At 43.8% G+C, this 25,506-nt stretch carries 25 protein-coding genes; 5 read left to right on the forward strand and 20 right to left on the reverse strand.

The window, feature by feature from the left end; genetic code table 11:
• Positions 1-139 precede the first annotated feature (139 nt).
• From phoU to NQ117_RS08040, 5 genes are all read right to left on the reverse strand, one after another.
• Positions 140-799 carry a phosphate signaling complex protein PhoU gene (gene phoU, locus NQ117_RS08020; protein WP_258277446.1) on the reverse strand — a complete coding sequence of 220 codons (660 nt, stop codon included), beginning with the start codon at positions 797-799 and terminating at the stop codon, positions 140-142.
• 43 nt (positions 800-842) lie between these two features.
• Complete coding sequence (gene pstB, locus NQ117_RS08025) at positions 843-1,652, reverse strand: phosphate ABC transporter ATP-binding protein PstB (RefSeq protein ID WP_258277447.1); 810 nt, start codon at positions 1,650-1,652, stop codon at positions 843-845.
• Positions 1,653-1,692: 40 nt separating this feature from the next.
• Complete coding sequence (pstA, locus tag NQ117_RS08030; protein WP_258277448.1) at positions 1,693-2,571, reverse strand: phosphate ABC transporter permease PstA; 879 nt, start codon at positions 2,569-2,571, stop codon at positions 1,693-1,695.
• Between the two features lie 2 nt (positions 2,572-2,573).
• Positions 2,574-3,425, reverse strand: a complete 852-nt coding sequence (gene pstC, locus NQ117_RS08035; protein WP_375163054.1) for a phosphate ABC transporter permease subunit PstC — start codon at positions 3,423-3,425, stop codon at positions 2,574-2,576.
• A 183-nt stretch (positions 3,426-3,608) separates the two neighbouring features.
• Positions 3,609-4,571: a PstS family phosphate ABC transporter substrate-binding protein gene (locus tag NQ117_RS08040; protein ID WP_375163030.1), complete on the reverse strand. Its 963-nt coding sequence runs from the start codon at positions 4,569-4,571 to the stop codon at positions 3,609-3,611.
• A gap of 512 nt (positions 4,572-5,083) precedes the next feature.
• Here NQ117_RS08040 and NQ117_RS08045 point away from each other — a divergent pair.
• From NQ117_RS08045 to cydS, 3 genes are read left to right on the forward strand one after another with little or no spacing between them, the layout of a single operon-like run.
• On the forward strand, positions 5,084-6,451 hold the full coding sequence (locus tag NQ117_RS08045) for a cytochrome ubiquinol oxidase subunit I (RefSeq protein WP_258277450.1): 1,368 nt from the start codon (positions 5,084-5,086) through the stop codon (positions 6,449-6,451).
• Positions 6,448-7,476 carry a cytochrome d ubiquinol oxidase subunit II gene (locus tag NQ117_RS08050; protein WP_258277451.1) on the forward strand — a complete coding sequence of 343 codons (1,029 nt, stop codon included), beginning with the start codon at positions 6,448-6,450 and terminating at the stop codon, positions 7,474-7,476. Before NQ117_RS08045 ends, NQ117_RS08050 begins: the two co-directional genes overlap by 4 nt.
• A 17-nt stretch (positions 7,477-7,493) precedes the next feature.
• Positions 7,494-7,598 (forward strand): cytochrome bd oxidase small subunit CydS family protein, encoded by a 105-nt coding sequence (gene cydS / locus NQ117_RS24155; protein WP_375163031.1) that lies wholly within the window; start codon positions 7,494-7,496, stop codon positions 7,596-7,598.
• A gap of 210 nt (positions 7,599-7,808) precedes the next feature.
• On the opposite strand, the gene NQ117_RS08055 is transcribed toward cydS, so the two are convergent.
• The 4 genes from NQ117_RS08055 to NQ117_RS08070 all read right to left on the reverse strand — a co-directional run bounded on the left by NQ117_RS08055 (position 7,809) and on the right by NQ117_RS08070 (position 13,090).
• Positions 7,809-8,534: a response regulator transcription factor gene (locus NQ117_RS08055; RefSeq protein ID WP_258277452.1), complete on the reverse strand. Its 726-nt coding sequence runs from the start codon at positions 8,532-8,534 to the stop codon at positions 7,809-7,811.
• 96 nt (positions 8,535-8,630) lie between these two features.
• Positions 8,631-10,454, reverse strand: a complete 1,824-nt coding sequence (gene pnpS / locus NQ117_RS08060; protein ID WP_258277453.1) for a two-component system histidine kinase PnpS — start codon at positions 10,452-10,454, stop codon at positions 8,631-8,633.
• 84 nt (positions 10,455-10,538) lie between these two features.
• Positions 10,539-11,513 (reverse strand): bile acid:sodium symporter family protein, encoded by a 975-nt coding sequence (locus NQ117_RS08065; RefSeq protein WP_258277454.1) that lies wholly within the window; start codon positions 11,511-11,513, stop codon positions 10,539-10,541.
• Positions 11,513-13,090 (reverse strand): fumarate hydratase, encoded by a 1,578-nt coding sequence (locus NQ117_RS08070; RefSeq protein ID WP_309137856.1) that lies wholly within the window; start codon positions 13,088-13,090, stop codon positions 11,513-11,515. The genes NQ117_RS08065 and NQ117_RS08070 overlap by 1 nt, the downstream gene beginning before the upstream one ends.
• Before the next feature lie 175 nt (positions 13,091-13,265).
• Between NQ117_RS08070 and yfbR the strand changes: the two genes are divergently transcribed.
• A complete protein-coding gene (yfbR, locus tag NQ117_RS08075; RefSeq protein WP_258278203.1) occupies positions 13,266-13,868 on the forward strand; it encodes a 5'-deoxynucleotidase in 603 nt (200 codons plus the stop codon).
• 92 nt (positions 13,869-13,960) lie between these two features.
• On the opposite strand, the gene NQ117_RS08080 is transcribed toward yfbR, so the two are convergent.
• The 4 genes from NQ117_RS08080 to citZ all read right to left on the reverse strand — a co-directional run bounded on the left by NQ117_RS08080 (position 13,961) and on the right by citZ (position 18,087).
• The gene (locus NQ117_RS08080) at positions 13,961-14,386 is read right to left on the reverse strand and encodes a hypothetical protein (RefSeq protein WP_258277455.1); all 426 of its coding nucleotides are present in this window, start codon (positions 14,384-14,386) and stop codon (positions 13,961-13,963) included.
• 184 nt (positions 14,387-14,570) lie between these two features.
• Entirely contained in the window at positions 14,571-15,512 is a 942-nt protein-coding gene (mdh, locus tag NQ117_RS08085) for a malate dehydrogenase (RefSeq protein WP_258277456.1), read from the reverse strand.
• 13 nt (positions 15,513-15,525) lie between these two features.
• Entirely contained in the window at positions 15,526-16,824 is a 1,299-nt protein-coding gene (icd, locus tag NQ117_RS08090) for an NADP-dependent isocitrate dehydrogenase (protein ID WP_258277457.1), read from the reverse strand.
• 150 nt (positions 16,825-16,974) lie between these two features.
• Positions 16,975-18,087, reverse strand: coding sequence for a citrate synthase (gene citZ, locus NQ117_RS08095; protein ID WP_258277458.1), 1,113 nt, complete (start codon positions 18,085-18,087; stop codon positions 16,975-16,977).
• A gap of 361 nt (positions 18,088-18,448) precedes the next feature.
• Here citZ and ytvI point away from each other — a divergent pair, with 361 nt between their 5' ends.
• Positions 18,449-19,564, forward strand: coding sequence for a sporulation integral membrane protein YtvI (ytvI, locus tag NQ117_RS08100; RefSeq protein ID WP_258277459.1), 1,116 nt, complete (start codon positions 18,449-18,451; stop codon positions 19,562-19,564).
• A gap of 388 nt (positions 19,565-19,952) precedes the next feature.
• Here the strand turns inward: ytvI and NQ117_RS08105 are convergent, their stop codons facing one another.
• From NQ117_RS08105 to NQ117_RS08135, 7 genes are all read right to left on the reverse strand, one after another.
• Positions 19,953-20,342 carry an FxsA family protein gene (locus NQ117_RS08105; protein ID WP_258277460.1) on the reverse strand — a complete coding sequence of 130 codons (390 nt, stop codon included), beginning with the start codon at positions 20,340-20,342 and terminating at the stop codon, positions 19,953-19,955.
• A gap of 27 nt (positions 20,343-20,369) precedes the next feature.
• A complete protein-coding gene (locus NQ117_RS08110; RefSeq protein ID WP_258277461.1) occupies positions 20,370-20,894 on the reverse strand; it encodes an acyl-CoA thioesterase in 525 nt (174 codons plus the stop codon).
• A gap of 92 nt (positions 20,895-20,986) precedes the next feature.
• Positions 20,987-22,417: a pyruvate kinase gene (gene pyk, locus NQ117_RS08115; protein ID WP_258277462.1), complete on the reverse strand. Its 1,431-nt coding sequence runs from the start codon at positions 22,415-22,417 to the stop codon at positions 20,987-20,989.
• Between the two features lie 166 nt (positions 22,418-22,583).
• Positions 22,584-23,549: an acetyl-CoA carboxylase carboxyltransferase subunit alpha gene (locus NQ117_RS08120; RefSeq protein ID WP_258277463.1), complete on the reverse strand. Its 966-nt coding sequence runs from the start codon at positions 23,547-23,549 to the stop codon at positions 22,584-22,586.
• Positions 23,539-24,423, reverse strand: a complete 885-nt coding sequence (gene accD, locus NQ117_RS08125) for an acetyl-CoA carboxylase, carboxyltransferase subunit beta (protein ID WP_028594235.1) — start codon at positions 24,421-24,423, stop codon at positions 23,539-23,541. The genes NQ117_RS08120 and accD overlap by 11 nt, the downstream gene beginning before the upstream one ends.
• 137 nt (positions 24,424-24,560) lie before the next feature.
• The gene (locus NQ117_RS08130; protein ID WP_028594234.1) at positions 24,561-24,749 is read right to left on the reverse strand and encodes a hypothetical protein; all 189 of its coding nucleotides are present in this window, start codon (positions 24,747-24,749) and stop codon (positions 24,561-24,563) included.
• 198 nt (positions 24,750-24,947) lie between these two features.
• Positions 24,948-25,442, reverse strand: a complete 495-nt coding sequence (locus NQ117_RS08135; protein ID WP_258277464.1) for a phosphatidylglycerophosphatase A family protein — start codon at positions 25,440-25,442, stop codon at positions 24,948-24,950.
• Positions 25,443-25,506: the final 64 nt, after the last annotated feature.

Here is a 25,506-nt window from a genome sequence, read left to right on the forward strand (position 1 = left end):
ATAAGTCATGCACGTGCAAAGCATCCATTTTGTATGAAAGGATTACTTCCATATTAACCACCAGATTCCATTTTGGAATTAGACAGAAAAGCCGTCCCCAACGACTCAGGAACGGCTTCTTCACTATACACATGTTCAACTAGCTGTTGAGGTCAGGACGGCTGTTCGTAACCAAGTATACGACACTTTCACCGATATTCGTCGCATGGTCAGCAATACGCTCAATGTAGCGACCTACAAAATTCAACAACATGACTTGGTTCGCATTTTGCGGATTTTCGACAATATATTGATATAGGTCACGTAAAATTTGTCCGTACAGTTGATCGACCAAATCATCTTCCTTAGCCATCTTATACGCAAGATCTACATCTTCGCGTTCATAGGCTTTAATGGAATCTTCAATCATTTTTTGAACGATCTCAGCCATACGAGGAATATCAACCAATTCCTTAATAAGCGGTTGGCCTTCCAAACGAACGACTACTTTAGCGATATCGATCGATAAGTCACCCATACGCTCCAGATCACTCGCGATACGGAATGAAACAAGAATACGACGCAAATCTTTTGCCACAGGCTGCTGAGTAAGGATCAGCTTGGAACCGATATCCATAATATCATTCTCAAGTTGGTTCAGCTCAACATCCTTTTCAATAATTTCTTTTGCGCGTGCTACATCTTGTGTTTTCAAAGACTCGACCGACTCCGCCAAAGCACGCTCTACGCGACGTCCCATCTCTTCTATAAGCTGACTTAGCTCTCCTAGAGCAAGATCAAAATCTCGACGTTGTATCATCGTACAGTCTCCCTTCTCGCTTGCCGTTGATGTGTCTCACCACTTAACCGAAGCGGCCTGTGATGTAATCTTCCGTACGCTTATCGTTTGGGTTCGAGAATAGCTTATCTGTTTGGTCGTACTCCACTACTTCACCATTCAAGAAGAATACCGTCTGATCCGAAATACGTGCAGCTTGATGCATGTTGTGTGTAACCATAACGATCGTATATTTGCTCTTCAACTCTTGTGTCAGCTCTTCAATCTTCAATGTAGAGATTGGGTCAAGCGCAGATGTTGCTTCATCCATTAATAGAATTTCTGGATTCACTGCCAACGCACGTGCGATACAAAGACGCTGCTGCTGTCCACCAGACAAGCTGAACGCGGAACGCTTCAAGAAGTCTTTCACTTCATTCCACAGTGCAGCCTGCTTCAAGCTTTGTTCTACAATCTCATCAAGCTGTGCTTTATTTGTTGTTCCATGTAGACGCGGACCATAAGCTACGTTGTCATAGATCGATTTCGGGAACGGGTTAGCCTGCTGGAATACCATGCCGACTTTTTTACGAAGCGTTTCTACATCTACTTCATTGCTGTAAATGTCCGTTCCTGCAATATCAACTAGTCCTTCAATTCTTGTATTTGGAATCATATCATTCATACGGTTTAACGTACGAAGCAAAGTCGACTTACCACAACCAGAAGGACCGATAAATGCGGTTACTGCCTTCTCTGGAATCGTTAGGTTCACTTTTTTCAAAGCGTGATACGTACCATAATACAGATCCATATCTTTAATATCTATAATCGTCTTAAAATCAACTGCTTGTGTTGTTTCTTTAGCTTGTGGAGCCGCTGTCGTTGTAGACATACGTGCATACCTCCCTCAAAAGTCCGTTCAGGTGTTGGTGCTAAATATTTTTCTGATACTTATTACGAAGCATAATCGCTGCCACATTCATAATAACGAGCATAATCATCAACACGATAATTCCTGATGCCGCCAAGTCTTGGAACGCTTCTTGTGGACGAGCAATCCAGTTGTAAATTTGAATCGGCATAACGGTAAACGTATCGAACAAGCTCTCTGGCAAGAAAGCAACATACGTTGCCGCACCGATAATAATAAGCGGTGCCGTTTCACCAATCGCACGTGACAAGGCTAGAATAACACCCGTCATAATCGCAGAGATCGATGAAGGAAGTACAGAGCGCGATACCGTTTGCCATTTCGTTGCCCCAAGTGCGAACGAAGCATCGCGACGAGCTCTCGGTACTGCACGTATCGCTTCTTGAGAAGCTACGATAATAATCGGCAGTACGAGCAATGTCATCGTCAATGCACCGGATAGTAAGCTTCGTTCTAATCCGAATGTACGAACGAAAATAGCTAGACCTAGAATACCGTAAACGATGGAAGGAACACCTGCCAACGTACTAATGTTCAATTGAATCAATCGCGTGAAGCGATTTTTCGGTGCATATTCTTCAAGATAAATCGCTGCTCCTACGCCAAGTACGAACGATATAGGAGCCATTAAGCAAAGCATATATAACGATCCAACAATCGCGGATTTCATCCCTGAAGCAGATGCTCTACGAGATGGATAATTCGTAAACAGATCTGGATTTAGTCGAGCTATCCCGTCTGTAATAATCGTGATAATAAGGGCAGACAAGGCTACGATACCGAACATCGTAGCGGCTAAGAACAAGATTCGCCATATAAGGTCCGCACGGCGTCGTCCGCTTATTTGCTGACGGTTCGCATCTTGAAATAGATTGTTCATGCTTAGTACTCCTCTCTAAACCGTCTCGATACGTACTGAGCAAGCATGTTGAGCAACAGTGTAATGACGAACAACGTCATACCTACAGCAAAGATTGTGCCGTATTCCACCGATCCGTGCGGAATATCTCCCATACTTACTTGAACGATATACGCGGTCATCGTCTGAATGCTTTCCAATGGGTTGGCAGTCAGATTCGGAGTCGACCCCGCTGCAACCGTAACGATCATCGTCTCACCAATCGCACGTGAGAAAGCAAGTACGAAGGATGCAACGATACCGGATAATGCCGCAGGTACAACAATTTTAGTTGCTACTTCAAAGCGAGTTGCTCCTAATGCATAAGCACCGTTTCGCAAGCTGTCTGGAACTGCTGACATCGCATCTTCACTCAAAGAGGAGATCATCGGGATAATCATAATACCGACGACGATACCTGCACTTAATGCATTAAACACTCCTGTGTCAGGGAAGATCGAACGAACAATTGGCGTAATAAAGGTTAACGCGAAATATCCGTAAACGATAGTCGGAACACCAGCCAACACTTCTAGAATTGGCTTTACAATTTTACGAACACGTCTGCTTGCATATTCACTGAGATAAATGGCACTAGCCAAACCAATCGGTACTGCAACTAAGATAGCGATAATAGTAATCAGCATCGTACCGCTAAGCAATGGCCAAATTCCGAATGACTTCGGATTGATCAATGGTGACCACTTAAGAGATCCGAAGAAGTCTTGTATAGGGACAATTCTAAAGAAGCTGATCGTTTCACTAAGTAACGTATACACGATTCCAATCGTCGTCAATACAGATACCGACGCACAAAGGAATAATAATACAGGCATGATTTTGTCTGCGATACTCGTCTTTCCCTTTGTAAGATCTAGACGAGCAGACGATTTAGGTGGTTGTTGGTTCATTAGACCCAGCCTTTCTCGAATGATTCCTTGATATGCATGTAAGGATGCCCCAGCGAATAGCTAGAACATCCATCACATGAAGAGTGGAATATAGAGGGCTGCTTCTGCTTATTTAAGCTTCGCTATCTCTTTATCCATTTCTGCTTGTGGCAATGCAATATAGCCAACCTCTTGTGCCAATTCACCAATCGTATTCAAGTAGAATTCCATAAATGCTTTAACCTCAGGCTTTTCTTGCAGCATGCCTTTGTCCACATAGACGAACAATGGGCGAGACAGAGGTTCATAGGAGCCGTCTTGAACCGTTTCATACGTTGGTGCAATTGCGCCTTTACCATTATCAATCGGAACAGCTTTCAACTTATCTTTGTTCTCTTCAAAATAAGCGAATCCGAAGTAGCCGATTGCGTTCTTATCACCAGCAACACCTTGTACAAGGTTGTTGTCATCTTCAGAGAATGTAACTTGCTCATCGTTACGGCTTGCTTGCGCTTCACCGTTAATCGTTTCTGTAAAGTAATCAAATGTACCAGAGTCTGCGCCTGGAGAATAAATCTTAATCTTTTCATTCGGCCAGCCTGCACGAACATCAGCCCATGTCTTCACTTTGCTGCCTGGTTCGAAGATAGCTTTCAACTCAGCAACTGTCAATTTATCAACCCAATCATTGTCCTTGCTCACGATAACGGACAAACCGTCGTACGCAACACTTAGTTCGATTGGTTCTATACCATTTGTAGTAGCCAATTCTTTTTCTTTATCTTTCATGTGACGAGAAGCGTTAGCGATTGGGATCTCCCCGTTGGCAAAGCGCTTGAAACCGCCGCCTGTACCAGAAACACCAACTGCGATACGAACATCAGGATTTTCACGGTTGAACTCTTCCGCTATTGCCTCTGTCAACGGATACACCGTACTTGAACCATCAATATCAAGTTTCCCTGTCATGCTTGATGCTGCATTTCCGCCTTCTCCACCTGTGGAGCTTGTGCCTCCCCCGCATGCTGTGACAACCAGTGCAAGCACCATAATCAGAGTTAACATTACAAAGCGTTTGTTGCGTGTGTTCAAAACAATCCCTCTCCTTCAACGGACATGAAGTTTATTAGTTATTTCTCTCTTGCTCATTTGTAGTGTACCGCCCAATTGTTAATTTCAATTATTTTATTTGTTAACGCAATGTAAAATCTGAAAACATTTACGCAAAATCCACATTACAACTATCGTTCCATTACGTTTGGACATGCTATTCACATAAAATAGTGCATAATTTCCAACAGATATGCAGATATTGGTTGTATTGCAAATCCATCTGGATTGCCTTAGCATACCCAGCTACCACCTTTTTGAATGAACTGCCTTATGAATTGGAATAAATACGAAAGTAGTGAACATGGATGACCTCTAACGAACATACGAATCGCATCAGCAAGCAGGAACGTTGGCTTATCATATTGAGCTTTTGTGTAGGCGTTATTATGCTGCTGTCATTTATCCGCCGCTTTTTCACATAACTTACAAATAGTAAGTAGTGATTACGACTTAATTACATAGTTAGTTTCATCAAGAAGGAGTGAACATTAATGCATAATTATGACCCTGTCATATACAGCCGATTATTGACGGGACTTACACTAGGTGTCCATATTGTCTACGCCACTATCGGTGTAGGTGTGCCGTTAATGATTGCATTAGCAGAATGGATCGGCATTAAGCGAAATGACACCTATTATTTGCTCATGGCGCGGCGCTGGGCTCGCGGCTATACAATAACGGTAGCCGTAGGTGTAGTTACCGGTACTGCAATAGGACTTCAATTAAGTTTGCTATGGCCCAACTTTATGCGAGTTGCTGGACAAGCCATTGCACTTCCCTTATTTCTCGAAACATTCGCCTTCTTCATCGAAGCGATCTTTCTAGGTATTTATTTGTACACATGGGACAGATTCAAAAATCGTATGCTGCATTTTCTGCTGCTGCTGCCCATCGTTCTCGGCGCATCGATGTCTGCCTTTTTCATCACTTCGATGAATGCCTTTATGAATACGCCGCAAGGCTTTGATATGGTCAATGGAAAAATGATAAATATCGATCCGCTTGTTGCGATGTTCAACCCAGCTATGCCTACTAAGGTGGCACATGTTCTGACCACCGCCTATGTAACAGCTGCGTTCATTCTCGCAGCAATCGCTGCCTTTGCCTTGCTTAGAGGCCGCAATCATGTCTATCACAAGAAAGCTTTGCGCTTAACGATGATGGCTGCGCTTATTTTCTCGCTCGCATCAACGGCGATAGGTGATTTATCGGGGAAGTTTCTGCATGAGTATCAACCAGCAAAGCTAGCAGCAGCCGAGTGGCATTTTGAAACGTCAGACAAAGCAGAGCTGATCGTAGGTGGCGTACTGACAGACAATCACGAAGTCAAATATGCTTTCAAAATTCCATATGCGCTCAGCATACTAGCTGGCAGTTCTCCATACACAGTCGTTAAAGGGCTGAATGAAGTTCCTAGAGAGGAATGGCCGCCTTTGCGTGCGTCCCACTATTTATTTGATGGGATGGTGTTCTTTGGTGTATACATTACAATCGTAGCCTTGTGGCATGTGCTTGCGCATTGGCGAAGACGCAAAAAAGGTACAACGAAAAAACCTTTGAATCGAGGATTGCTCGTTGCCATTCTGCTCGGAGCTCCCGCTGCGATGTTAGCGATTGAGTTCGGTTGGATTTTTTCGGAAATTGCACGACAACCGTGGATATTATGGGGATATATGAAAGTATCTCAAGGGGCCACAACAGCTCTTTATGTAGACAGAATGTTGTGGGTGTTTGCTGGGCTGTATGTCCTGCTGTCAGTGACCTGCATCTATGTATTAATTAAGATGTTCAAAAACAATCCGATCGAAGCAGAGTTTATTGCCCGGGGAATGAAAGAAGGAGATGTGAAACGATGAGTTACGAATTAATTGGGATTACGGTTCTATGGCTCTTCCTCTTCTTTTACCTCCTTCTAGGATCGATTGATTTTGGTGCAGGATTTTTTAGCTACTACAGCTTATTAACAGGTCAACGCCACATCATTAATAACATTATCGAACGTTACCTCGCCCCCATGTGGGAATTAACAAACGTGTTTCTTATTTTCTTTGTTGTTGGTCTGGTCGGTTTCTTCCCAGACTCGGCTTATTATTACGGAACAGCATTGCTCATTCCCGGCAGCCTCGGAATTATTTTGATTGCCATCCGAGGATCATACTATGCGTTTAGCATGTATGGGTCCCGCAACAATCGGGTATTTATGCTGTTGTATGGATTAAGTGGGCTGCTTATACCTGCTGCATTATCAACGGTACTGACCATTTCCGAAGGTGGTTATATTTTTGTTGAGAATGGCATCGTTAACTTCCATTTCACCAACCTGTTTACAGATGTATATCCTTATGCAGTTATTATCCTCGCGCTCGTCAGTGTGTTGTATATTTCGGCGATGTTCTTGACTTACTACGCCGATCGAGCACAAGATAAGCCCGCTCTGGAAATCGTACGCAAGTATGCCCTGTCTTGGTCACTGCCAACGATAATTGCAAGCCTGTTCGTCTTCTATGCCATTCAGGGACATAATATTGAGCACTATAATAATATGGTTGCAAATGGATGGATGTTCGCTCTATCGTTTCTCTTCTTCGTGGTTGCCGTTTACTGCGTATGGCGTCGGCGTCTTTACGGTGTGTCGTTCATTGCTGTTATTTTGCAATTTGGATTCGCATGGTTCGGCTATGGCAAAGCCCATTTACCCTACTTGCTCTATCCATACTTAACGATCGAAGAACATTTTACAAATGCGACAATGGGCGCTACGTTAGTGACCGTGTTTATGTTGGGCTTGCTCTTTCTTATCCCGTCTCTATACTTGCTGCTGCGATTGTTCCTATTCGACACCAACTACGTTAAAGGCAAGCATAGCAAGCCAAAATATTAGAAGGGAGCAACCTGCTCGTGACTGTGTTTCTTATTTTCTTCCTTCCTTTGATTATTGTCGTACTTTCCATTGTGGCTGTTTTTACTTGGGGAGCGATGGCAAGTACAAAAGAAGATGCATAATGTTCATTGGACATAAATGTTAGATAGTAAAATGACTCAGATGTATACCACTAATACAAAGAAAAGAGCATCCTTCTATCACATTGGATAAAGGGATGCTCTCTTTTATGAATCATTTTATGATACGCTTGTCCTACGCTGCCGTTTACATCATTTCTAAATTAGAATAGATTCATGCAGACATATGACACCGATATAAAACACTATAAATTATGACGAAGATGTCTTACTTACAACCAACTTGTACCCTACGCCTCTTATGGCGTCAATATGCACCGATTGCTGATTAAGCTCTAACTTCTTTCGCAATGAGCTAACATGAACATCCACTGTACGTTGACCACCGATATAATCAAATCCCCATACTTGGTTCATCAGCTCATCACGGGTTATGACAGTCCCAGGTCGTTTAGCCATATGCAGCAGTACTTCAAACTCCTTAGGACGCAGTGATATTCCTTCTCCCATTAACGTAACCTCATATTTGTCAGGGAATATATGAAGTTCTCCAAGCTTAATGCCTGTATTGATAGGCTCATCGATTGCTTCAAGTGTCATACCGTCTGCGGAAGTGCGGCGCAGTACTGCACCTACACGAGCCAGCAATTCAGCTACTCCGAATGGCTTCGTAATATAATCATCCGCACCATATTTGAGTCCTTGTACGACTTCTTCTTCCGCATTGCGAGCTGTCAAAATAATAATCGGTGTAGCCACCTTCGCTTGACGAAGCTTCTGCAACACTTCGAATCCGTTCATACCTGGAAGCATAATATCAAGTACAATGAGCTCGAATGGTTCATTCAAGGCCATCTGAAGTCCATCACGGCCATTATCAACAAGTGTTGTCTTGTACCCTTCTTGGGTCAAATTATAAGATAGGAGCCGCGCCAAAGTAGGCTCATCTTCCACGACTAATACTTTTGGTTCCGACATGTTCTCCTCCATGTTACCAATAGGAATCACCATTCCATCTATATTGCTATCCTATCACATTCTATTGTGGATGCATAACCTCTTATCCCATCCAAATTATTCGAAATCAATAGGAACGTCTTGAATGATCGGCAGTGTAATTGTAAAGGTAGTGCCTACACCAACCTCACTCTCAACTTTTAGCGTCCCTCGATGTGACTCTACAAGATGCTTCACGATAGACAAACCTAGTCCCGTGCCTCCTGAGCTGCGGGAACGAGCCTTGTCTACCCGATAGAATCGTTCGAAAATACGAGGCAGATCTTTCTTCGGAATGCCAATACCCGTATCGGTAATCGAAATCTCAATTTGCTCATCGGGCTCACTATCGTTAAAGGCATCAACAAGTATCGGCTTGGCACTAAGCTTCACTTTACCTCCCTCAGGCGTATAGTTAATGGCATTGGACAATAGGTTCAACACAATTTGACGCAGCCTGTCTTCATCAGCCTCGATAAACAAGTCATCGGTTACTTGCAGCGTAATTTCAATTTCTTTGCGATCTGCATTTTTTTCCAATATGTGAACAGTCTGTTCCAATAAACTCGGTAGGTGTACCGGTGAGTACTGCATCGGCACTTGTCGTGACTGAATCTTGGACAGCTCCAGTAAATCTCCAATTAATCGATTCAAGCGTTCACTTTCATCATGAATAATTTGCACAAAGGAATGAGCCGTCTCAGCATCCTGAATTGCCCCATTCAGCAGTGTCTCAGCAAAGCCCTTGACAGCAGCAATCGGTGTCTTTAATTCATGGGAAACGTTAGCGACGAATTCACTTCTCATTCGTTCAAGTCGACGCAGTTCGGATAAATCTTGCATCATCAATAGCAAGCCTGCCCATTCCTCATCCGTATAATAAACAGGCACAGCGTGAATATCCAATAGTCTCTCTTCTGGATAATACACTGTCGTTTCGTGCTGAACGTAGTTGCGATACATCATGACTTCCGAAATAATGACCTGTAGCTCACTTGGAATTCGAATGTCCGTGTAGTTCTTCCCTAGACATTCTTTACATGACAATCCGAATAGCTGCTCTGCTTTACCATTCATTAAGCCAACCTTACCGTTCGCATCTATCATAACTATGCCATTCATCATATGGTCAAGTACGCTTCGCAAGCGGCTTTCATTTTCACGGATTTCATCCACCTGCTCCTCCAAGCTATCCGCCATTGCATTAATAGCGGAGCCCAGCTGTCCAAGCTCGTCCTTCCCAGTTGCTTCTACCCGTGCTGAATAATCCCGCTTCGCAATGCGCAAAGCAACTCGCGTCATATTCTCCATCGGACGGGTAAGTTTATACGCAATTCGGTAACTGACTATAGCCGCCGCTAAGAACAGGCCAGCTAAGCCAATTACTAAATACTCAAGAAACTGACGAACACCCGCTTCTACTTCAGCGAGACCTTTGGCTAAACGAACATATCCTTCAAACTTACCAGGATGTTGAATTGGACCTGCGACATAAAGCATATTTTCGTTTAACGTGTTGCTAAATCGAGTGATAGAGCCGAAGTATCCATTGGCAGCTTGTTGAATCTCTTCCCTCTGCAAATGATTGTCCATCGAACTTACATCATAATTAGAGTCTCCCGTTACGGTTCCATCTGACAGCACAAAAGTTACCCTTGTATCTGTCGCTTCTTGTAATGCTTTCGCCCATGTTGTATAGTACGCGCTTCTGTCCTCAGCAGAATCAAATGAGCGCCATTCGAGCATCGTATCAAGCATTTTAATTTCCTGTACCATCGTCTGTTCCAATTGCTCAATATGGCTGTTTTTAAAGGAATAAGCCATATAAATTCCGGCAACCAGCACAGATAAACCGACCATAAGTACATAAGTTAACGTTAATCGATTGCGAAATCTTGACATACGTATACGCTCCATCTTCCATTCATTGTTGTTCAAATATCTATTCATCAATCGAACAACGTTTCCTCTATATCCTAGCTTGTATCAGTTCAAATTACCAGCAATAACACGCTGTCTCCTCCGAATGATCGAATAATAGATCGTCGCACCCGGCTGCTGAATCAAAATGGCTAGTACAACAGCAACCGCTGTTTCTGCCCCAAAGTGCTGTAAAGCTAGCACTAAACCTAACGATATATTGCGCATGCCCGAAGCAAAGCCAAGTGTCGATTGAGGCGGGCTTGAATCAGGTGGCCATAGACGTTCTGTAAGATGTCCAAGCGCATAAAAGGCGGCAACTAAGCTGCATACAGCAGCAAACACAATAAAGGCCTCTGTATCCCAAGTCCTAACGAATGGTCCGATTGCTGCTGCATTTAGCAATACCACACCAACGAACGCCAGCTTAGATAACGGCAGCAAGACTGGTGCCATTCGAGGCTTCGCTTGTCCTTGTGTCCACTCATGTACGACAATGCCAGCCAACGTTGGTAATACGATAATAAGAAGCAGGTCAATCAACATCGTCCAGCCATCAAACGGGATCGATTGCTCATATAACAACGAAAGCGATAACGGAACGACAATGGGACTTAGTAAACTATCTACAACAACTAAGGCGAGCATGATCGGTACAGCTCCACGTGCCATCTCTACCCATAGAACAGAGGAAATGCCCAATGGAATAACGGCAAACAGTACCAGCCCTATCGTATAAGAAGAGTCTGAACCAAACAATGCAGCTCCAAACCCGTAAGCTAACAGCGGCGCAACGAGATGCGTTATTACAAAAACAATGAGGAACAAAAGTGGCCGACGAAAAGCCGCCATAATATCTTTCCAACCGCATCCTAGTCCCATAACGAATGTAACCAAGCCAAACAGCCATGGTACCAATGAAACATGCTCAATAAGCAGTGGACTACAAAGAACCCCCAGTACAAGACTGAGGGGTATCAAAATAAACATATATTTTTCAAACCATGCATTCATCTGTATGCCTAACGATTGTCGAGCCATTAAAATACGGTCTCCTTGAACTGAGATAATTTATCGAAGGAATTTTTGTCCACATCCGCATGCAAGCTGTTGCCATGGGAATCCATGGTTACAATCGCTGTAAAGCCTGTTGCTTGCAGATGCCACATTGCTTCTGGAATACCAAACTCAATGAAATCAACACCGTTTACTTGTTTAATGCAGCGCGCATAGTACTGAGCAGCACCGCCAATAGCGTTCATATATACGCCACCATGCTCTTTCAGTGCAGCAAGTGTCTTCGCTCCCATGCCGCCTTTTCCGATAACTGCACGGATGCCAAACTTTTTAATAATATCACCTTGATACGGCTCTTCACGAATACTTGTCGTTGGACCTGCGGCTTTTACATGCCACTCACCATCTCTATCCTTCATCATAACAGGCCCGCAATGATAAATAACTCCGCCGTTCATATCAACAGGACAATCATGATCCATCAAATGCTTATGCAGCGCATCGCGCCCGGTATGAATCTCACCATTAATGACTACGACATCACCAACACGCAGCGCACGAATGTCTTCCTCGCTAATTGGCGTCGTAAGCACAACTGTACGTCCACTTTCTTCATCAGAATCTGTATCTACAGATGTGTTATTCTCGGATGCAGCAGATACAGCCACTTCCTCAGCTGCGTCCTTCATAGGTACATCTGTGCCGCGTTCATACACCCACTGTTTCAGAGCGCCTGTTTCCGAATCCAACAATACGCCCTGACGACGATATGCCCAACAGTTGTACGCCACAGACACAAAGAAGCTTGCCGGCAAACGATTCATCACACCGACTTTGCAACCAAGCAGCGACACTTCACCGCCAAAGCCCATCGTACCGATGCCTAGCTGATTCGCTTTGTCCATAATATACTGCTCAAGCTGATCCAGTTCAGGAATTGGGTTGCGATCTCCTACTTCACGGAACAGTTGATGCTTCGCAAGCTCATATCCAGTCGTACGGTCTCCACCAATTCCAACGCCGATAAAGCCTGCGCTGCATCCTTGTCCTTGCGCCTGATAAACAGCGTGGAGAATACACTTGCGGATTCCATCAAGATCACGTCCTGCCTTACCCAATCCTTCTAATTCTGTCGGCAAGCTGTATTGAATGTTTTTATTCTCACAGCCACCTCCCTTAAGGATCAGCTTCACTTCTATATCATCTTGTTCCCACTGCTCAAAATGAATAACAGGTGTTCCAGGGCCTAAGTTATCGCCGCTGTTCGCTCCTGTCAAAGAATCAACGGAATTCGTGCGAAGTTTGCCATCTTGCGTTGCTAGACGAACAGCTTCACGAATTTCCTGCTTCAGAACGATTTGATTAACTCCAACAGGGGTATGTACGATAAAGGTAGGCATCCCTGTGTCTTGGCAAATAGGAGAAACATTGGTTTCTGCCATCTCAATATTTTGTGCAATGGTGCTCAATGACAAGCCTGAACGCGTAGCGGCATCTTCCCGCTCTCTCGCTTGTCGGATCGCTCTGCGGACGTCTCCCGGTAGGTTTGAAGACGCTTCCACGATTAGTTGATAAACACTCTGTCCAAACTGCTGCAACATCCTCCAACTGCTCCTCTCTATATTCCCTCGTTCCCGTCTGAAGACTGGTCTAAGCTGTTTATTTAATGGTATCAGCAGGATTGATTGGCAACCTATCTATTATCTATTCAAAAAAGTGCCAATAATCATATAATAGCATAACAAACCCTTTTTGAGAGGATGGAATCTATTGAATATGCCCGATACGCCTGCTTCCCATTTTTTAGCCTATATGTATCGTCTTAAATATATTGAGCGCTGGAGCTTAATGCGCAATACGAATCGGGAGTCCGTAGCCGAGCATTCCTTTCATGTAGCACTAACCGCTCATTTGCTGTGTACGATTGCTAATGAGCAATTTCATCGCGGAATCAACACCGACAAAGTCGTCACCATGGCGCTATTCCATGATGCTACCGAAGTGTTCACAGGAGATATCCCTACTCCAGTCAAGCACCATAACCCTAGGATTCTGAAGAATTTCAGAGAAATTGAGCAGCTTGCCGCCGACAGACTACTCGACATGGTGCCTGTACAGCTAAGAGCCGTATATGGACCATTAGTAGGAGCAGGGCACCAAGACCCAGAGCTTAAGAAATACGTAAAGGCTGCTGATTTAATCGATGCTTATTTAAAATGTACATTAGAGCTTGCTACAGGCAATCGTGAATTTGCAGAAGCAAAGCGCCAAACCGAGCAAAAGATGAAACAGCTCCAGATGGAGGAAGTGGACTATTTCCTTAACGTGTTCTTGCCAAGCTTCGAAATGACACTCGATGAAATGTCTAGATCTGAATAAAAATTTCTGCAAAATAAAAAGGCTATCTCTGACCTGGTTACTAAACCAAGCGATCGAGATAGCCTTCAATAATTAACGGTAGCAATTAACCATTAGATGATTGACGAATTTTGCATCAAAACAAGCATACCGATGAAGAGTACGAAAATAACAGAGCTAAATGTAACAACCTTCGAAATAGAAGCTGAATCCGTTTGATTGTTTTTAGCCGCTTGCAAAGCAACCTTCATCTTCTTGCCCATAATACCGCTGAATGCGAACATAGCTAGCAATAGAACCGTAACGACAGCCATCCACACATGAGTAACGCCCGCTTTAGTCATCATGTATCCGCCAGTAATAAACTGAACGACGAGAATATACTGTGCAATGCGGTTACCCACGATCATTGTGGACAGTACGCCCTCTTGAGCGCCGGGAGCAGCCTTCTTAAGCTTGTTTGCAAAAAATGGAGCTAGCCCGTAGAAACCAATTAAAGCTACTGCCATAAAGTGAATTGTCCAAAATACTGAAGCCATTGTTCCAAATCCTCCATTACCTCTATTTTATGTATTTCTATGAATGAATCTTCCCTTTAACAAGTAGCGCCATAGTAAAGAATCATCCTTTGTCTATGATTTATTATACTATAAATTTGCCATTGAAACATAGAAAAGAGTTGCCCGCACGCGAGCAACTCTAATAGGTTATCCCAAAAATTCACTATCCATTCACAACTTGAATGACGTTACGAACAGATTGAGCAGATTTATCAAGAGCAGCTTTCTCTTCAGCAGTCAGCTCGATCTCAATAATTTTCTCAATTCCGTCACCGCCAAGCACTGCCATAACGCCCATGAACAAGTTGTCATAGCCGTATTCACCTTCAAGCAATGCAATGACAGGAAGAACGCGCTTCTTGTCTTTAAGGATAGCTTCTGTCATTTGTACAATAGATGCTGCAGGAGCATAGTAAGCACTGCCGTTACCGAGCAAGTTTACGATCTCACCACCGCCAACACGTGTACGTGCTACGATTGCATCAATGCGATCTTGCGGAATAAGCTTTTCAATTGGTACCCCACCTACGCTCGTATAACGAACGAGTGGAACCATATCATCACCATGTCCTCCAAGAACAACACCACGCACATCTTCCACAGATACATTAAGCTCTTGTGCGATAAACGTACAATAGCGCGCTGTATCCAATACACCGGATTGACCAATGACACGGTTTTTAGGGAAACCAAGCGTTTCGTTCGCTACATATGTCATTGCATCTACTGGGTTACTCAAAAGAATAACATAGGAGTTCGGGCTGTATTTCTTTACATTCTCACAAACAGAACGGACAATTCCAGCATTGGTGTTAACCAAGTCATCGCGACTCATACCTGGTTTACGAGCGATACCTGCTGTAATAATAACTACATCAGAATCTTTCGTATCTTCATAGTTAGAAGTACCGATAATGTTGCTGTCGAATCCTTGCACTGGGCTTGCTTCAAGCATATCCAATGCTTTACCTTTCGTTGGGTTCTCCAACTGAGGAATATCTACTAGCACAACATCTCCAAGTTCCTTCTGTGCAAGCATCAATGCTGTAGTTGCTCCTGTGAATCCTGCACCTACTACTGTAATTTTCGCGCGACGAATTGCCATCTGTTTATCCCCTTTACTTCAAGTTGCTGATAATTTGGTCAGCGAATTCTGAGCATTTGATTTCTGTAGCGCCTTCCATCAAGCGTGCGAAGTCATAGGTAACCGTTTTGTTATTAATTGCTGTAGTTATACCTGCATAGATAAGGTCAGCAGCTTCTTGCCAGCCCAAGTGCTCCAAGAGCATAACGCCGGACAAAATAACGGAACCAGGGTTAACCACATCAAGATCAGCGTATTTCGGAGCTGTACCATGTGTAGCTTCGAAGATCGCATGACCTGTTACGTAGTTGATATTTGCTCCTGGTGCAATACCAATACCACCAACTTGTGCAGCCAAAGCATCGGACAAGTAGTCACCGTTCAAGTTCAATGTCGCGATAACATCGAAGTCCTTCGGACGAGTCAATACTTGTTGAAGCGCAATATCAGCGATCGCATCTTTAACCAAGATCTTGCCTGCAGCAAGTGCTTCTTCTTGAGCTTTGTTCGCAGCTTCTGTGCCATGCTCGTCCTTAATGCGGTCATATTGACCCCAAGTGAACGTCTTGTCACCGAACTCTTCCTCTGCCACTTCATAGCCCCAGTTCTTGAAGGCACCTTCTGTGAACTTCATAATGTTGCCTTTATGAACGAATGTAACGCTCTTACGATCGTGCTTGATTGCAAACTCAATCGCAGCGCGAGCAAGACGCTTGGAACCTTCGGAAGATACTGGTTTCACACCGATACCAGATGTTTCAGGGAAACGAATCTTGTTCACGCCAAGCTCGTCTTGCAAGAACTTGATCAATTTGTTCACATCTTCGGAACCAGAAGCGTACTCGATACCAGCATAGATATCTTCTGTGTTTTCACGGAAAATAACCATATCAACCAGCTCAGGACGCTTAACTGGAGAAGGTACACCATCGAAATAACGTACTGGACGTAAGCAAGTGTACAAATCCAACTCTTGACGAAGCGCAACGTTCAAAGAACGAATACCGCCACCGATTGGTGTTGTCAAAGGTCCTTTAATTGCAACGATATATTCACGAATTGCTTCCAACGTATCGTTAGGCAGCCACTCGCCATATTCATTGTAAGCCTTTTCACCTGCAAATACTTCGTACCAAGCAAGCTTGCGCTCACCGCCGTAAGCTTTCTCAACTGCAGCGTCCAATACACGCTTGGATGCACGCCAAATGTCACGGCCTGTACCGTCACCCTCAATAAATGGAATGATCGGTTGTGTAGGTACTTGCAACTTACCGTCTTTAATCGTAATTTTCTCGCCCTCTGTAGGTGCAGCAAACTTCTCCAATTGCAACATAATATATAGTTCCTCCTTCAGAATAATGCTGAATGGTATGAATCCGCGTATAAAGATACGCTGCGATGACGGGCACTACATCCTTATTGTAGCAACCCGCCATTTTCTATGACAAGCTAAAATATGAAAATTTTTGATACCTTAGATAAATTAACGTTCAGAAATCGGAATATAAGCTTGAGTTGACGGTCCAACATACTCAGCGCGCGGACGAATAATACGATTGTTCTCGTATTGCTCGAGAATGTGCGCTGTCCAACCAGATGTACGGCTGATTGCAAAGATTGGCGTAAACAAATCACGAGGGATGCCAAGCATCGTGTAAACCGAAGCGGAGTAGAAGTCCACATTTGGTTTAAGTCCCTTTTGACCCGTTACCAATTCTTCAATACGCACGCTCATCTCATACAAATCGAGCTTACCTTTCTCTTTGCCAAGCTCCTCTGACATCTTCTGTAGATGCTTAGCACGCGGATCTCCGTTCTTGTACACACGGTGTCCGAAGCCCATAATCTTAGCTTTGTTGTCCAACTTGTCTTGAATGTAATCGTCTACATTTCTTGATTCGCCAATCTCTTCCAGCATAATCATAACTGCTTCGTTCGCTCCACCATGCAATGGTCCCTTCAAAGCACCAATTGCCGAAGTGATACCGGAGTACATATCGGACAAAGTGGCAACGGTTACACGACTTGCGAAAGTAGAAGCATTCAATTCGTGATCAGCATGCAGAACGAGCGCTTTATCCATTGCTTCAACAGCACGCGGCTCAGGCGCTTCGCCTAGCAGCATGTACAGGAAGTTGTAGGCAATAGACTTACCTGTTAACGGTGCAACTGGATCCTTACCTTCACGAATACGAGCATACGCAGCTACGATGGTAGGTAACTGAGCTTGAATCTTAATTGCTTTATTCAAGTTGGCTTCTGCACTCATATCATTCGCGCTATCATCATACAGCGCCAATGCAGATACAGCCGAACGAAGGACAGCCATTGTATTCGCTTCAGATGGGAACAACTTCAATTGCTCGATAACACCTTCTGGAATCGATGCATGATCACTTAGCTTCGCTTGAAGCTCTTGGAGCTCTGCCTCATTAGGAAGCTTTCCATACCATAACAGATAAGCAACTTCTTCAAACGTAGCATGTTCAGCCAAATCATCAATATTGTAACCACGGTAGGTTAATATCCCATCAATAATGGAACTGATAGACGAAGCCGCTGCAACAATACCTTCTAGCCCTTTGGTTGCTGTCATAGCCCTCTCTCCTTTGCATCATACTGCTCTTTTGTGTACAACGTTCGACTGCATTTTTAATGGTGCGTAAGTATTTCTATGAAGTAATTAAAACTTCTAGTTAAATGATATAGGATATTGTCGGTTCTGTGAACGCAAAAAGGCAATTTTAGGGATAGAAATGCTTTATCACCTACATAAACGGATTTTTAAGGGACGAATCAGAAATAAGATGAAATTGTTTAAAAAACCAACATATATATAAGATAATCTTTATCTACGCGTGCTCAAGAACGTATATCGACCATATAGATGGAATACAGCGTCTGTTGTTATTACATAGAACAGAATGGATTGGACTAGCTTGCAGAGGGGGCGTATCGTGGATATCAACATAACAAAACGAGTCGTACGAGCCGTGGTGGTTATGATCTTGATTATGGCTAGCATAACTATATGTGTATTGCTGCTCCCCTTACTCTATCCATTTTTGCTGGCATGGATCATTGCAGCACTTATGAATCCGATTGTCAACCTTTTGGAATATCGCCTACGATTCCCACGGTGGTTGGCTGTTACTCTTTCTTTATCTATCTTTGTAACCTCGATGTTCACCGTGCTTGCTGCCGTTATCACACGCATCGTCAAAGAAATTATGACCTTGACAGAGACGATTCAATTGTATTTGCAAGCATGGCGCGAATTGTTGCTTTCCCTTATGAATAATGAACATATTGTTTCGCTAATCGAGACACTTAGTATGCTATATAAAGATAACCCTAACATTCAGAACACGATCAATACGAACATCTCCCGTACTGCTGAAACGGTCACGAATACCGTAACTGATCTCGTTACATACATGTTGAATGGCATTGTAACTCTACTATCACGTCTGCCTAACATTGCTACAATCTCGGTTGTCGTATTTCTTGCAGCCTTTTTTATCAGCAAAGATTGGCGGCACTGGCTTAACATCGTAACCGATTGGTTCCCAGATCAATTGCGCAAACCCGCCTATACCGTATGGGCAGATCTAAAGAAAGCTCTATTTGGCTATTTGCGCGCTCAATTCATCCTTATCTCCATAACAGCCGTCGTGATTACGATCGGCTTGCTGCTGTTAGGTGTACCTTATGCCGTCACAATCGGGCTATTAATTGGTCTAGTTGATCTACTACCGTATCTCGGAGTCGGAGCCGTAATGGTACCATGGATAATGTACAGTTTTATAACAGACCCTTCTTCACTAGCCATTGGTTTAACCATTCTCTATGCAATCGTGCTCGTAGCTAGACAAATTATAGAACCGAAAGTACTCGCATCCAGCATCGGGCTCGATCCGCTCATGACCTTGGTCGCCATGTTTGTTGGGCTAAATTTATTCGGGGTACTCGGACTTATTATTGGACCAGTCACACTCATTCTGCTAACTGCCGTACATCGAGCACATGTATTCCGAGATCTTCGCAACTACATCATGATAGGGAGAAAATAGAGCGATTAGATGAATGCTGAATATTGTACCCTAATAAAAAAGAGCAAGAAAACAACGAAGCATCCAGCAGTTCGTCATTTCCTTGCTCTTTTGGTATTACTCTCCAAATAAAATACCACTTGATATGGCTTCTTCAACACACTCTAGAGTTTGAATTTGCTCTAACGGGCGCCATCAACGTTATTTTATGAAATCATCCATATCCCGACATGTAACGGTTGTAATGGAGCTTATTTAAGCAATTTCAGTCCATTTTATGGCTCGATATGATAAATAAGCTCACTGACAACCTTTACATTTTAAAATGAGTAACTATGAGCCAAATAGCCTCAATGGCAACCGTTAGCTCGAGTCAAAACTAGAGTCATCACTAGTTCATCACTAGATGTTATCGCAAAATATGAAAATTACCATTCTGCATCTTCTTCTCAATCCATTTCAACATATAGTGTCTATAAATAGGTCGAGTTAACGGAAAGACCATCGTGAATCCGATAATATCGGTTACAAAGCCAGGTGTTAGCAGTAAAATACCACCCAACATGACGCAAAGGCCTTCCACTAGCTTGCGGCCAGGAATTTGTCCAGACTGCATCTGCTGCTGTACGTCCCCCCATACTTGCGCTGCTTCATGACGGGTAATAAGGACGCCTATAATCGCCGTCACAATGACAAGCAGGAATGTATTCCATCCGCCAATTTGGCCGCTTACAAAAATAAATCCCCATATTTCCATCGCTGGAATAAGTACGAGTAATAACAGGAACCACATATGCATTCACTCCCTATTTACCAATTCAACCTTCTATTCCTTTTGTGCAAATGGTTGCAGCATCGACCACAGTTCAGGCTGCTCACGACTCACTCGCTTCGGACGCCAATCACGCCCGATCCAAGCATGATCTGTACCGCCTTCGTAAAGAAGCTCCCCAATAGGCTCTGGCAACCATCCTGCTGTCTGAATCTGAACAACTTGCTCCTCCGTCAATCGACAAACAACAGATTGGAAGGACATACGAATCGTTCCCAACTGATCAAGCCTCGTAAACACAGCCACCCAATCATCATAATGGGCAGGGCGCTTATAGCTGATTCGTAGATCAGTCACAGGAAACAAAAGCCCTTCCGCTTCGAGCTGTTTGTAGTCAACACCAAGTGCTCTTATCCATTCAGTACGTCCAACTTCGAACCACGTTGCAACATTTCCATGGAAAACAACAGCCATAGCGTCCGTCTCCTGATAACGAACCCGCATAGCAACTCCGTACCAAGGATTTTTAGCAACATGATCGGTTTTGAGATGAGTCGATTGCTGCTCTTCATTCTTCATTTTTACTCCCCCTAACGGAAAAGAAAAGTTAACGATACAACAAAAGCAATGGCTGCGACACCATTGCTTCTGTAGATACTTCTATTTATAAATTAGTTGCAAGCTTGACCAATTTGTGTAACTTTCATCAAGTTCGTAGAACCTGCACAGCCAACTGGCACACCAGCTGTAATTACAACAAGGTCACCGTTTACTACTAGACCAGTCTCAAGACCGCCTTTAACAGCTGTATCGAACATCTCATCTGTAGTTTTAGCTGGCTCACCTTTAACAGGTACAACGCCCCATACCAAGGACATGCCGCGCATTACTTGCTCAGATGCAGCTACAGCAACGATTGGAGCTTTCGGACGGTATTTGGATACCATACGAGCTGTGTAACCTGTTTGCGTAGATGTAATGATCGCTTTTGCATCAAGATCCAAAGCAGAGTTAGCTACTGCTTGACCGATTGCATCTGTAATTGTAGATTGCTGCTTCGAACTTTGACGAACGAAGATTTCACGGTATTCAAGCGCAGATTCTGCTTTCTCAGCGATACGAGACATCGTGAGTACAGATTCAACTGGGTATTTACCAGCAGCTGTTTCACCAGACAACATGATTGCGTCTGTGCCATCGAAGATAGCGTTAGCTACGTCAGAAGCTTCCGCACGTGTAGGACGTGGGTTGCGCTGCATGGAATCCAACATTTGTGTTGCTGTAATTACTGGTTTACCTGCCAAGTTACATTTCTCGATCATGCGCTTTTGCACAAGAGGAACTTCTTCAGCAGGGATCTCAACGCCGAGGTCACCACGAGCAACCATCAAACCGTCGGACAATTCAAGAATTTCATCCAAGTTGTCGACGCCTTCTTGGTTCTCGATCTTGGAAATGATTTGGATATGATTCGCGTTATGCTCTTTAAGCAAGTTGCGAATTTCCATTACGTCGCTAGCTTTACGCACGAAGGAAGCAGCGATAAAGTCAACGTTTTGCTCGATACCGAAACGGATATCGCTAGCGTCTTTCTCTGTAATTCCTGGAAGAGAAATGCTTACGCCTGGAACGTTAACGCCTTTTTTGCTCTTAATTGTACCACCGTTAACGATCTTACATTTGATTTCTGTGCCTTGAACTTCAACAACAGTCAATCCAATCAAACCGTCGTCGATCAAAATTGTAGAACCTACTTCAACATCACGCGGAAGATCAGCGTATGTAACCGATAGACGGTTCGCATCTCCTTCGATCTCTTCTGTTGTCAAAGTGATGAACTGATCTTCTACAAGTTCAATTGGTTCTACAGCCAATTTACCCGTACGAATTTCAGGACCTTTTGTGTCAAGCAAAATGGCAACTGTTTTGTTTAACTCTTGAGCTGCTTTACGAATATTAATGATACGATTGCCATGCTCCTCAAAGTCACCATGAGAGAAGTTCAATCGTGCTACATTCATACCAGCCATAATAAGTTGTTTCAGTTTATCCAACGGTTCGCTGGATGGGCCAATCGTACATACAATTTTAGTTTTGCGCATTATGAGTTTCCTCCAATTGTTCGGCTCTCTACTATCCACTTGATATATTTATTATAACAAGTTCACAACTATTTAATTTACTATACCTTCTTCATTTTGTACATGAAGATTGTCATATTTTTAAGTTTTACCAAATGAATAAGCCGTTATGACTGTAAATTGTTAGTTAAGCTTGATCTAAATAGGTGAATCGACCGATAGAACGGAACTTTTCATATCGATTTTCACGAAGTTCATCTGGTGTCATTGCTAGCAGTTCTGTTAGCTGTCTTACTAATGCATGCTTTACAGAATCTGCAGCTGTAGGAATGTCTTTATGTGCGCCGCCTTGCGGCTCTGGGATTACTTCTTCAATAATCCCCATCTCAAGCAGATCAGCAGCTGTAATCTTCATTGCTTCTGCAGCCTGATCCGCCTTTGACGCATCTTTCCACAAAATGGACGCTGCCCCATTCGGAGAAATTACCGAATAGATGGCATTCTCAAGCATCAACACTCGATTGCCTACACCAAGAGCAAGCGCTCCACCACTACCACCTTCACCAATAACAACGCAAATAATCGGCACACCCATCAGCATCATATCGCGTAAGTTGCGAGCAATTGCCTCTGATTGCCCTCGCTCCTCCGCTGTATTACCAGGATATGCGCCTTTTGTATCGATAAAAGTAATAATGGGACGCTTAAATTTGTCGGCCTGCTGCATAAAGCGCAGCGCCTTTCGGAATCCTTCAGGATGAGGGCTTCCAAAAAAACGTGCTATGTTTTCTTTTGTATCTTTGCCTCGTTGGTGGCCTACAACGGTAACTGGCATGCCATTCAGCTTCGCAATGCCGCCGACGATAGCTAAATCATCTCCGAATAGTCGATCACCATGCAGCTCAATAAAGTCAGTAAAAATATGATTAACAAAATCCAGCGTCGTTGGACGCTGGTGATGTCTAGCTAGATGCATCTTCTGAGACGGTGAAATGCTCGAGTAAATCTCCTCAGCCAGCTTAGCATGACGCTCTTCCAGTCGCGAAATCTCTTCGCTGAAGTCTATGTTCTTCTCATCACCAAAGCGCTTCAATTCTGCAATCTTCTGCTTCAATTCTGCTAGCGGTTGTTCAAATGGAAGCTCACTCGCCATTCGCCATTTCTCCTTTCACGGTATGAAGGTCAATCAACTTCGTTAACGTTTGACGCATATCTTTGCGTGGCACGACCATATCAACCTGACCGTGCTTCAAGTTGAATTCAGCGGTTTGGAAGTTGTCTGGCAGCTTCTGACGAATGGTTTGCTCAATAACAATTCGGCCTGCAAAACCAACAAGAGCCCCTGGCTCGGCCAAATTTATATCGCCCAACATAGCAAAACTCGCGGATACGCCCCCCATTGTCGGATCCGTAAATACGGATATGTAGAGGCCTCCGCTTTCATGGAACTTTGCTAATGCGGCACTTGTCTTCGCCATTTGCATCAAGCTCAGTATACTTTCTTGCATACGAGCTCCACCTGACGTAGAGAAAATAATAAGCGGATACTTTTTTTGCATCGCCATCTCGATCGCACGAGTTATTTTCTCTCCAACAACAGATCCCATACTTCCGCTGAAGAAGTCAAAACTCATGACAGCAACGACAACGGGATATCCGCCAATCGTCCCTTCACCGGAAATAACAGCCTCATTTAAGCCAGACTTTGCATGCTGCTGCTCCAGCTTCTTCGCGTATCCAGGGAATTCGAGCGGATCTTCAGACACCATATTAGCTTCATATTCAAACAAACGACCATCATCTAAAGTCATCTGTATGCGTTCCCATGCACTGAGACGGGCATGATGTCCGCATTCCGAGCAAACTTTCAAGTTCTTTTCCAATTCCTTATGATATTGAATCGTGCCGCACTTGGCACACTTTGTCATCAATCCCTCAGGTATTTCGCGCTTAGGACGATCACTGTCATCACGTATGGATGGAATCGTCGCGTATTTCTTCTTTTTGTGGAATAAGTCTTTGAACACTCATGACACCTCTTTAGGCTGATTTACGCTGCATGTAAACAACATCCACTAGGGCTTGTCCACTGAACGAATGCGCCCGATTGTAGGCAACAAAAAGCGGCTGTCTCAACAACAATGACGTTCGTCAAGCAGCCGTATTATGCGTGCAAAATAGAGTTGAGCACTTCCTGCACTTCTTCCACTTCACCGGAAGGTACGAGCACTTCGAATTGTTGTTTAGACATATGGACAGGGCGGACTTGTACTAGAAATCCTTCCTCGGTCAATCTGTTGTTAATTCTTTCAGCAATTTTAGCTGTCGGAGCGATGTAGATAACTGTCCACATTCGCGTGAGTACCTCCTCACGTTTGTTGCATGGTCATTAATGCACCTATGATAACATAGTGCCATTTTCATAGCAACAAAATCGAGCCTTCGTTAGTATAGAATCTACACATTATTCCAGTTATTGGGCTAGCATTTTTTCATAAAACGCTGCTGCGTAAGCAAAAGTCAATGATAGCTATCACACCATCAACATAAGTTACGAATCTACTTTATCATACTTGATCGCATTCGGATCTTGATGTGCAATCCGAGCAGAGGCTGCCGCCGCGAGACCAGCTACCAAATCGTCAAGAAACACATGTATACCGCTATCGTCATTATTCAATTGCCCTAGTATCCCTAGCTTATTCTTGTCCAAGTATCCAAAGCTTGTCAGACCTATCATACCAAACATGCTCGTGATTCCCAGTGCCAGTGTCTCATCTACTCCATAGAGAGATTCATCCGCTTCCAACATGGATTGCAGCGGTTCCGGCCATTGTTTGCGCTCTGCCATCATATCCATTGCGATGCCTGTCATCAGCGTATATTGCACTTCACGTTTGTGCAATACCGACTTCACACTATCAAGGCACTGTTCCAATTCTAGTAATGCATTGTAAGGCTTTTGCAGCTTGTATACGATTTCTGCTATCGCTTCGAGCTTCACTCCACGCTGTTCCAACCATGATACCGCCATTGTATAACTCAAAAGGCACTCCCCCTGTCACACGATCCCGCAGCCTTGTCTCTACACAAGGTGTAAAGACAATATA

Origin of the sequence: Paenibacillus sp. SC116 (assembly GCF_024733555.1) — a bacterium.
GTDB lineage: Bacteria > Bacillota > Bacilli > Paenibacillales > Paenibacillaceae > Paenibacillus_B.

What these genes read in the sequence shown, in the direction of transcription:
- pstB (WP_258277447.1), bottom strand. Translation starts at nt 1,652, where the DNA reads ATGTCTACAACGACAGCGGCTCCACAAGCTAAAGAAACAACACAAGCA.
- mdh (WP_258277456.1), bottom strand. Translation starts at nt 15,512, where the DNA reads ATGGCAATTCGTCGCGCGAAAATTACAGTAGTAGGTGCAGGATTCACA.
- yfbR (WP_258278203.1), top strand. Translation starts at nt 13,266, where the DNA reads ATGCCCGATACGCCTGCTTCCCATTTTTTAGCCTATATGTATCGTCTT.
- NQ117_RS08105 (WP_258277460.1), bottom strand. Translation starts at nt 20,342, where the DNA reads ATGCATATGTGGTTCCTGTTATTACTCGTACTTATTCCAGCGATGGAA.
- citZ (WP_258277458.1), bottom strand. Translation starts at nt 18,087, where the DNA reads ATGACAGCAACCAAAGGGCTAGAAGGTATTGTTGCAGCGGCTTCGTCT.
- NQ117_RS08050 (WP_258277451.1), top strand. Translation starts at nt 6,448, where the DNA reads ATGAGTTACGAATTAATTGGGATTACGGTTCTATGGCTCTTCCTCTTC.
- pyk (WP_258277462.1), bottom strand. Translation starts at nt 22,417, where the DNA reads ATGCGCAAAACTAAAATTGTATGTACGATTGGCCCATCCAGCGAACCG.
- NQ117_RS08070 (WP_309137856.1), bottom strand. Translation starts at nt 13,090, where the DNA reads ATGTTGCAGCAGTTTGGACAGAGTGTTTATCAACTAATCGTGGAAGCG.
- icd (WP_258277457.1), bottom strand. Translation starts at nt 16,824, where the DNA reads ATGTTGCAATTGGAGAAGTTTGCTGCACCTACAGAGGGCGAGAAAATT.
- phoU (WP_258277446.1), bottom strand. Translation starts at nt 799, where the DNA reads ATGATACAACGTCGAGATTTTGATCTTGCTCTAGGAGAGCTAAGTCAG.
- pstC (WP_375163054.1), bottom strand. Translation starts at nt 3,425, where the DNA reads ATGCCTGTATTATTATTCCTTTGTGCGTCGGTATCTGTATTGACGACG.
- pstA (WP_258277448.1), bottom strand. Translation starts at nt 2,571, where the DNA reads ATGAACAATCTATTTCAAGATGCGAACCGTCAGCAAATAAGCGGACGA.
- NQ117_RS08120 (WP_258277463.1), bottom strand. Translation starts at nt 23,549, where the DNA reads ATGGCGAGTGAGCTTCCATTTGAACAACCGCTAGCAGAATTGAAGCAG.
- NQ117_RS08055 (WP_258277452.1), bottom strand. Translation starts at nt 8,534, where the DNA reads ATGTCGGAACCAAAAGTATTAGTCGTGGAAGATGAGCCTACTTTGGCG.
- NQ117_RS08130 (WP_028594234.1), bottom strand. Translation starts at nt 24,749, where the DNA reads ATGTGGACAGTTATCTACATCGCTCCGACAGCTAAAATTGCTGAAAGA.
- NQ117_RS08065 (WP_258277454.1), bottom strand. Translation starts at nt 11,513, where the DNA reads ATGGCTCGACAATCGTTAGGCATACAGATGAATGCATGGTTTGAAAAA.
- NQ117_RS08045 (WP_258277450.1), top strand. Translation starts at nt 5,084, where the DNA reads ATGCATAATTATGACCCTGTCATATACAGCCGATTATTGACGGGACTT.
- pnpS (WP_258277453.1), bottom strand. Translation starts at nt 10,454, where the DNA reads ATGTCAAGATTTCGCAATCGATTAACGTTAACTTATGTACTTATGGTC.
- NQ117_RS08080 (WP_258277455.1), bottom strand. Translation starts at nt 14,386, where the DNA reads ATGGCTTCAGTATTTTGGACAATTCACTTTATGGCAGTAGCTTTAATT.
- NQ117_RS08110 (WP_258277461.1), bottom strand. Translation starts at nt 20,894, where the DNA reads ATGAAGAATGAAGAGCAGCAATCGACTCATCTCAAAACCGATCATGTT.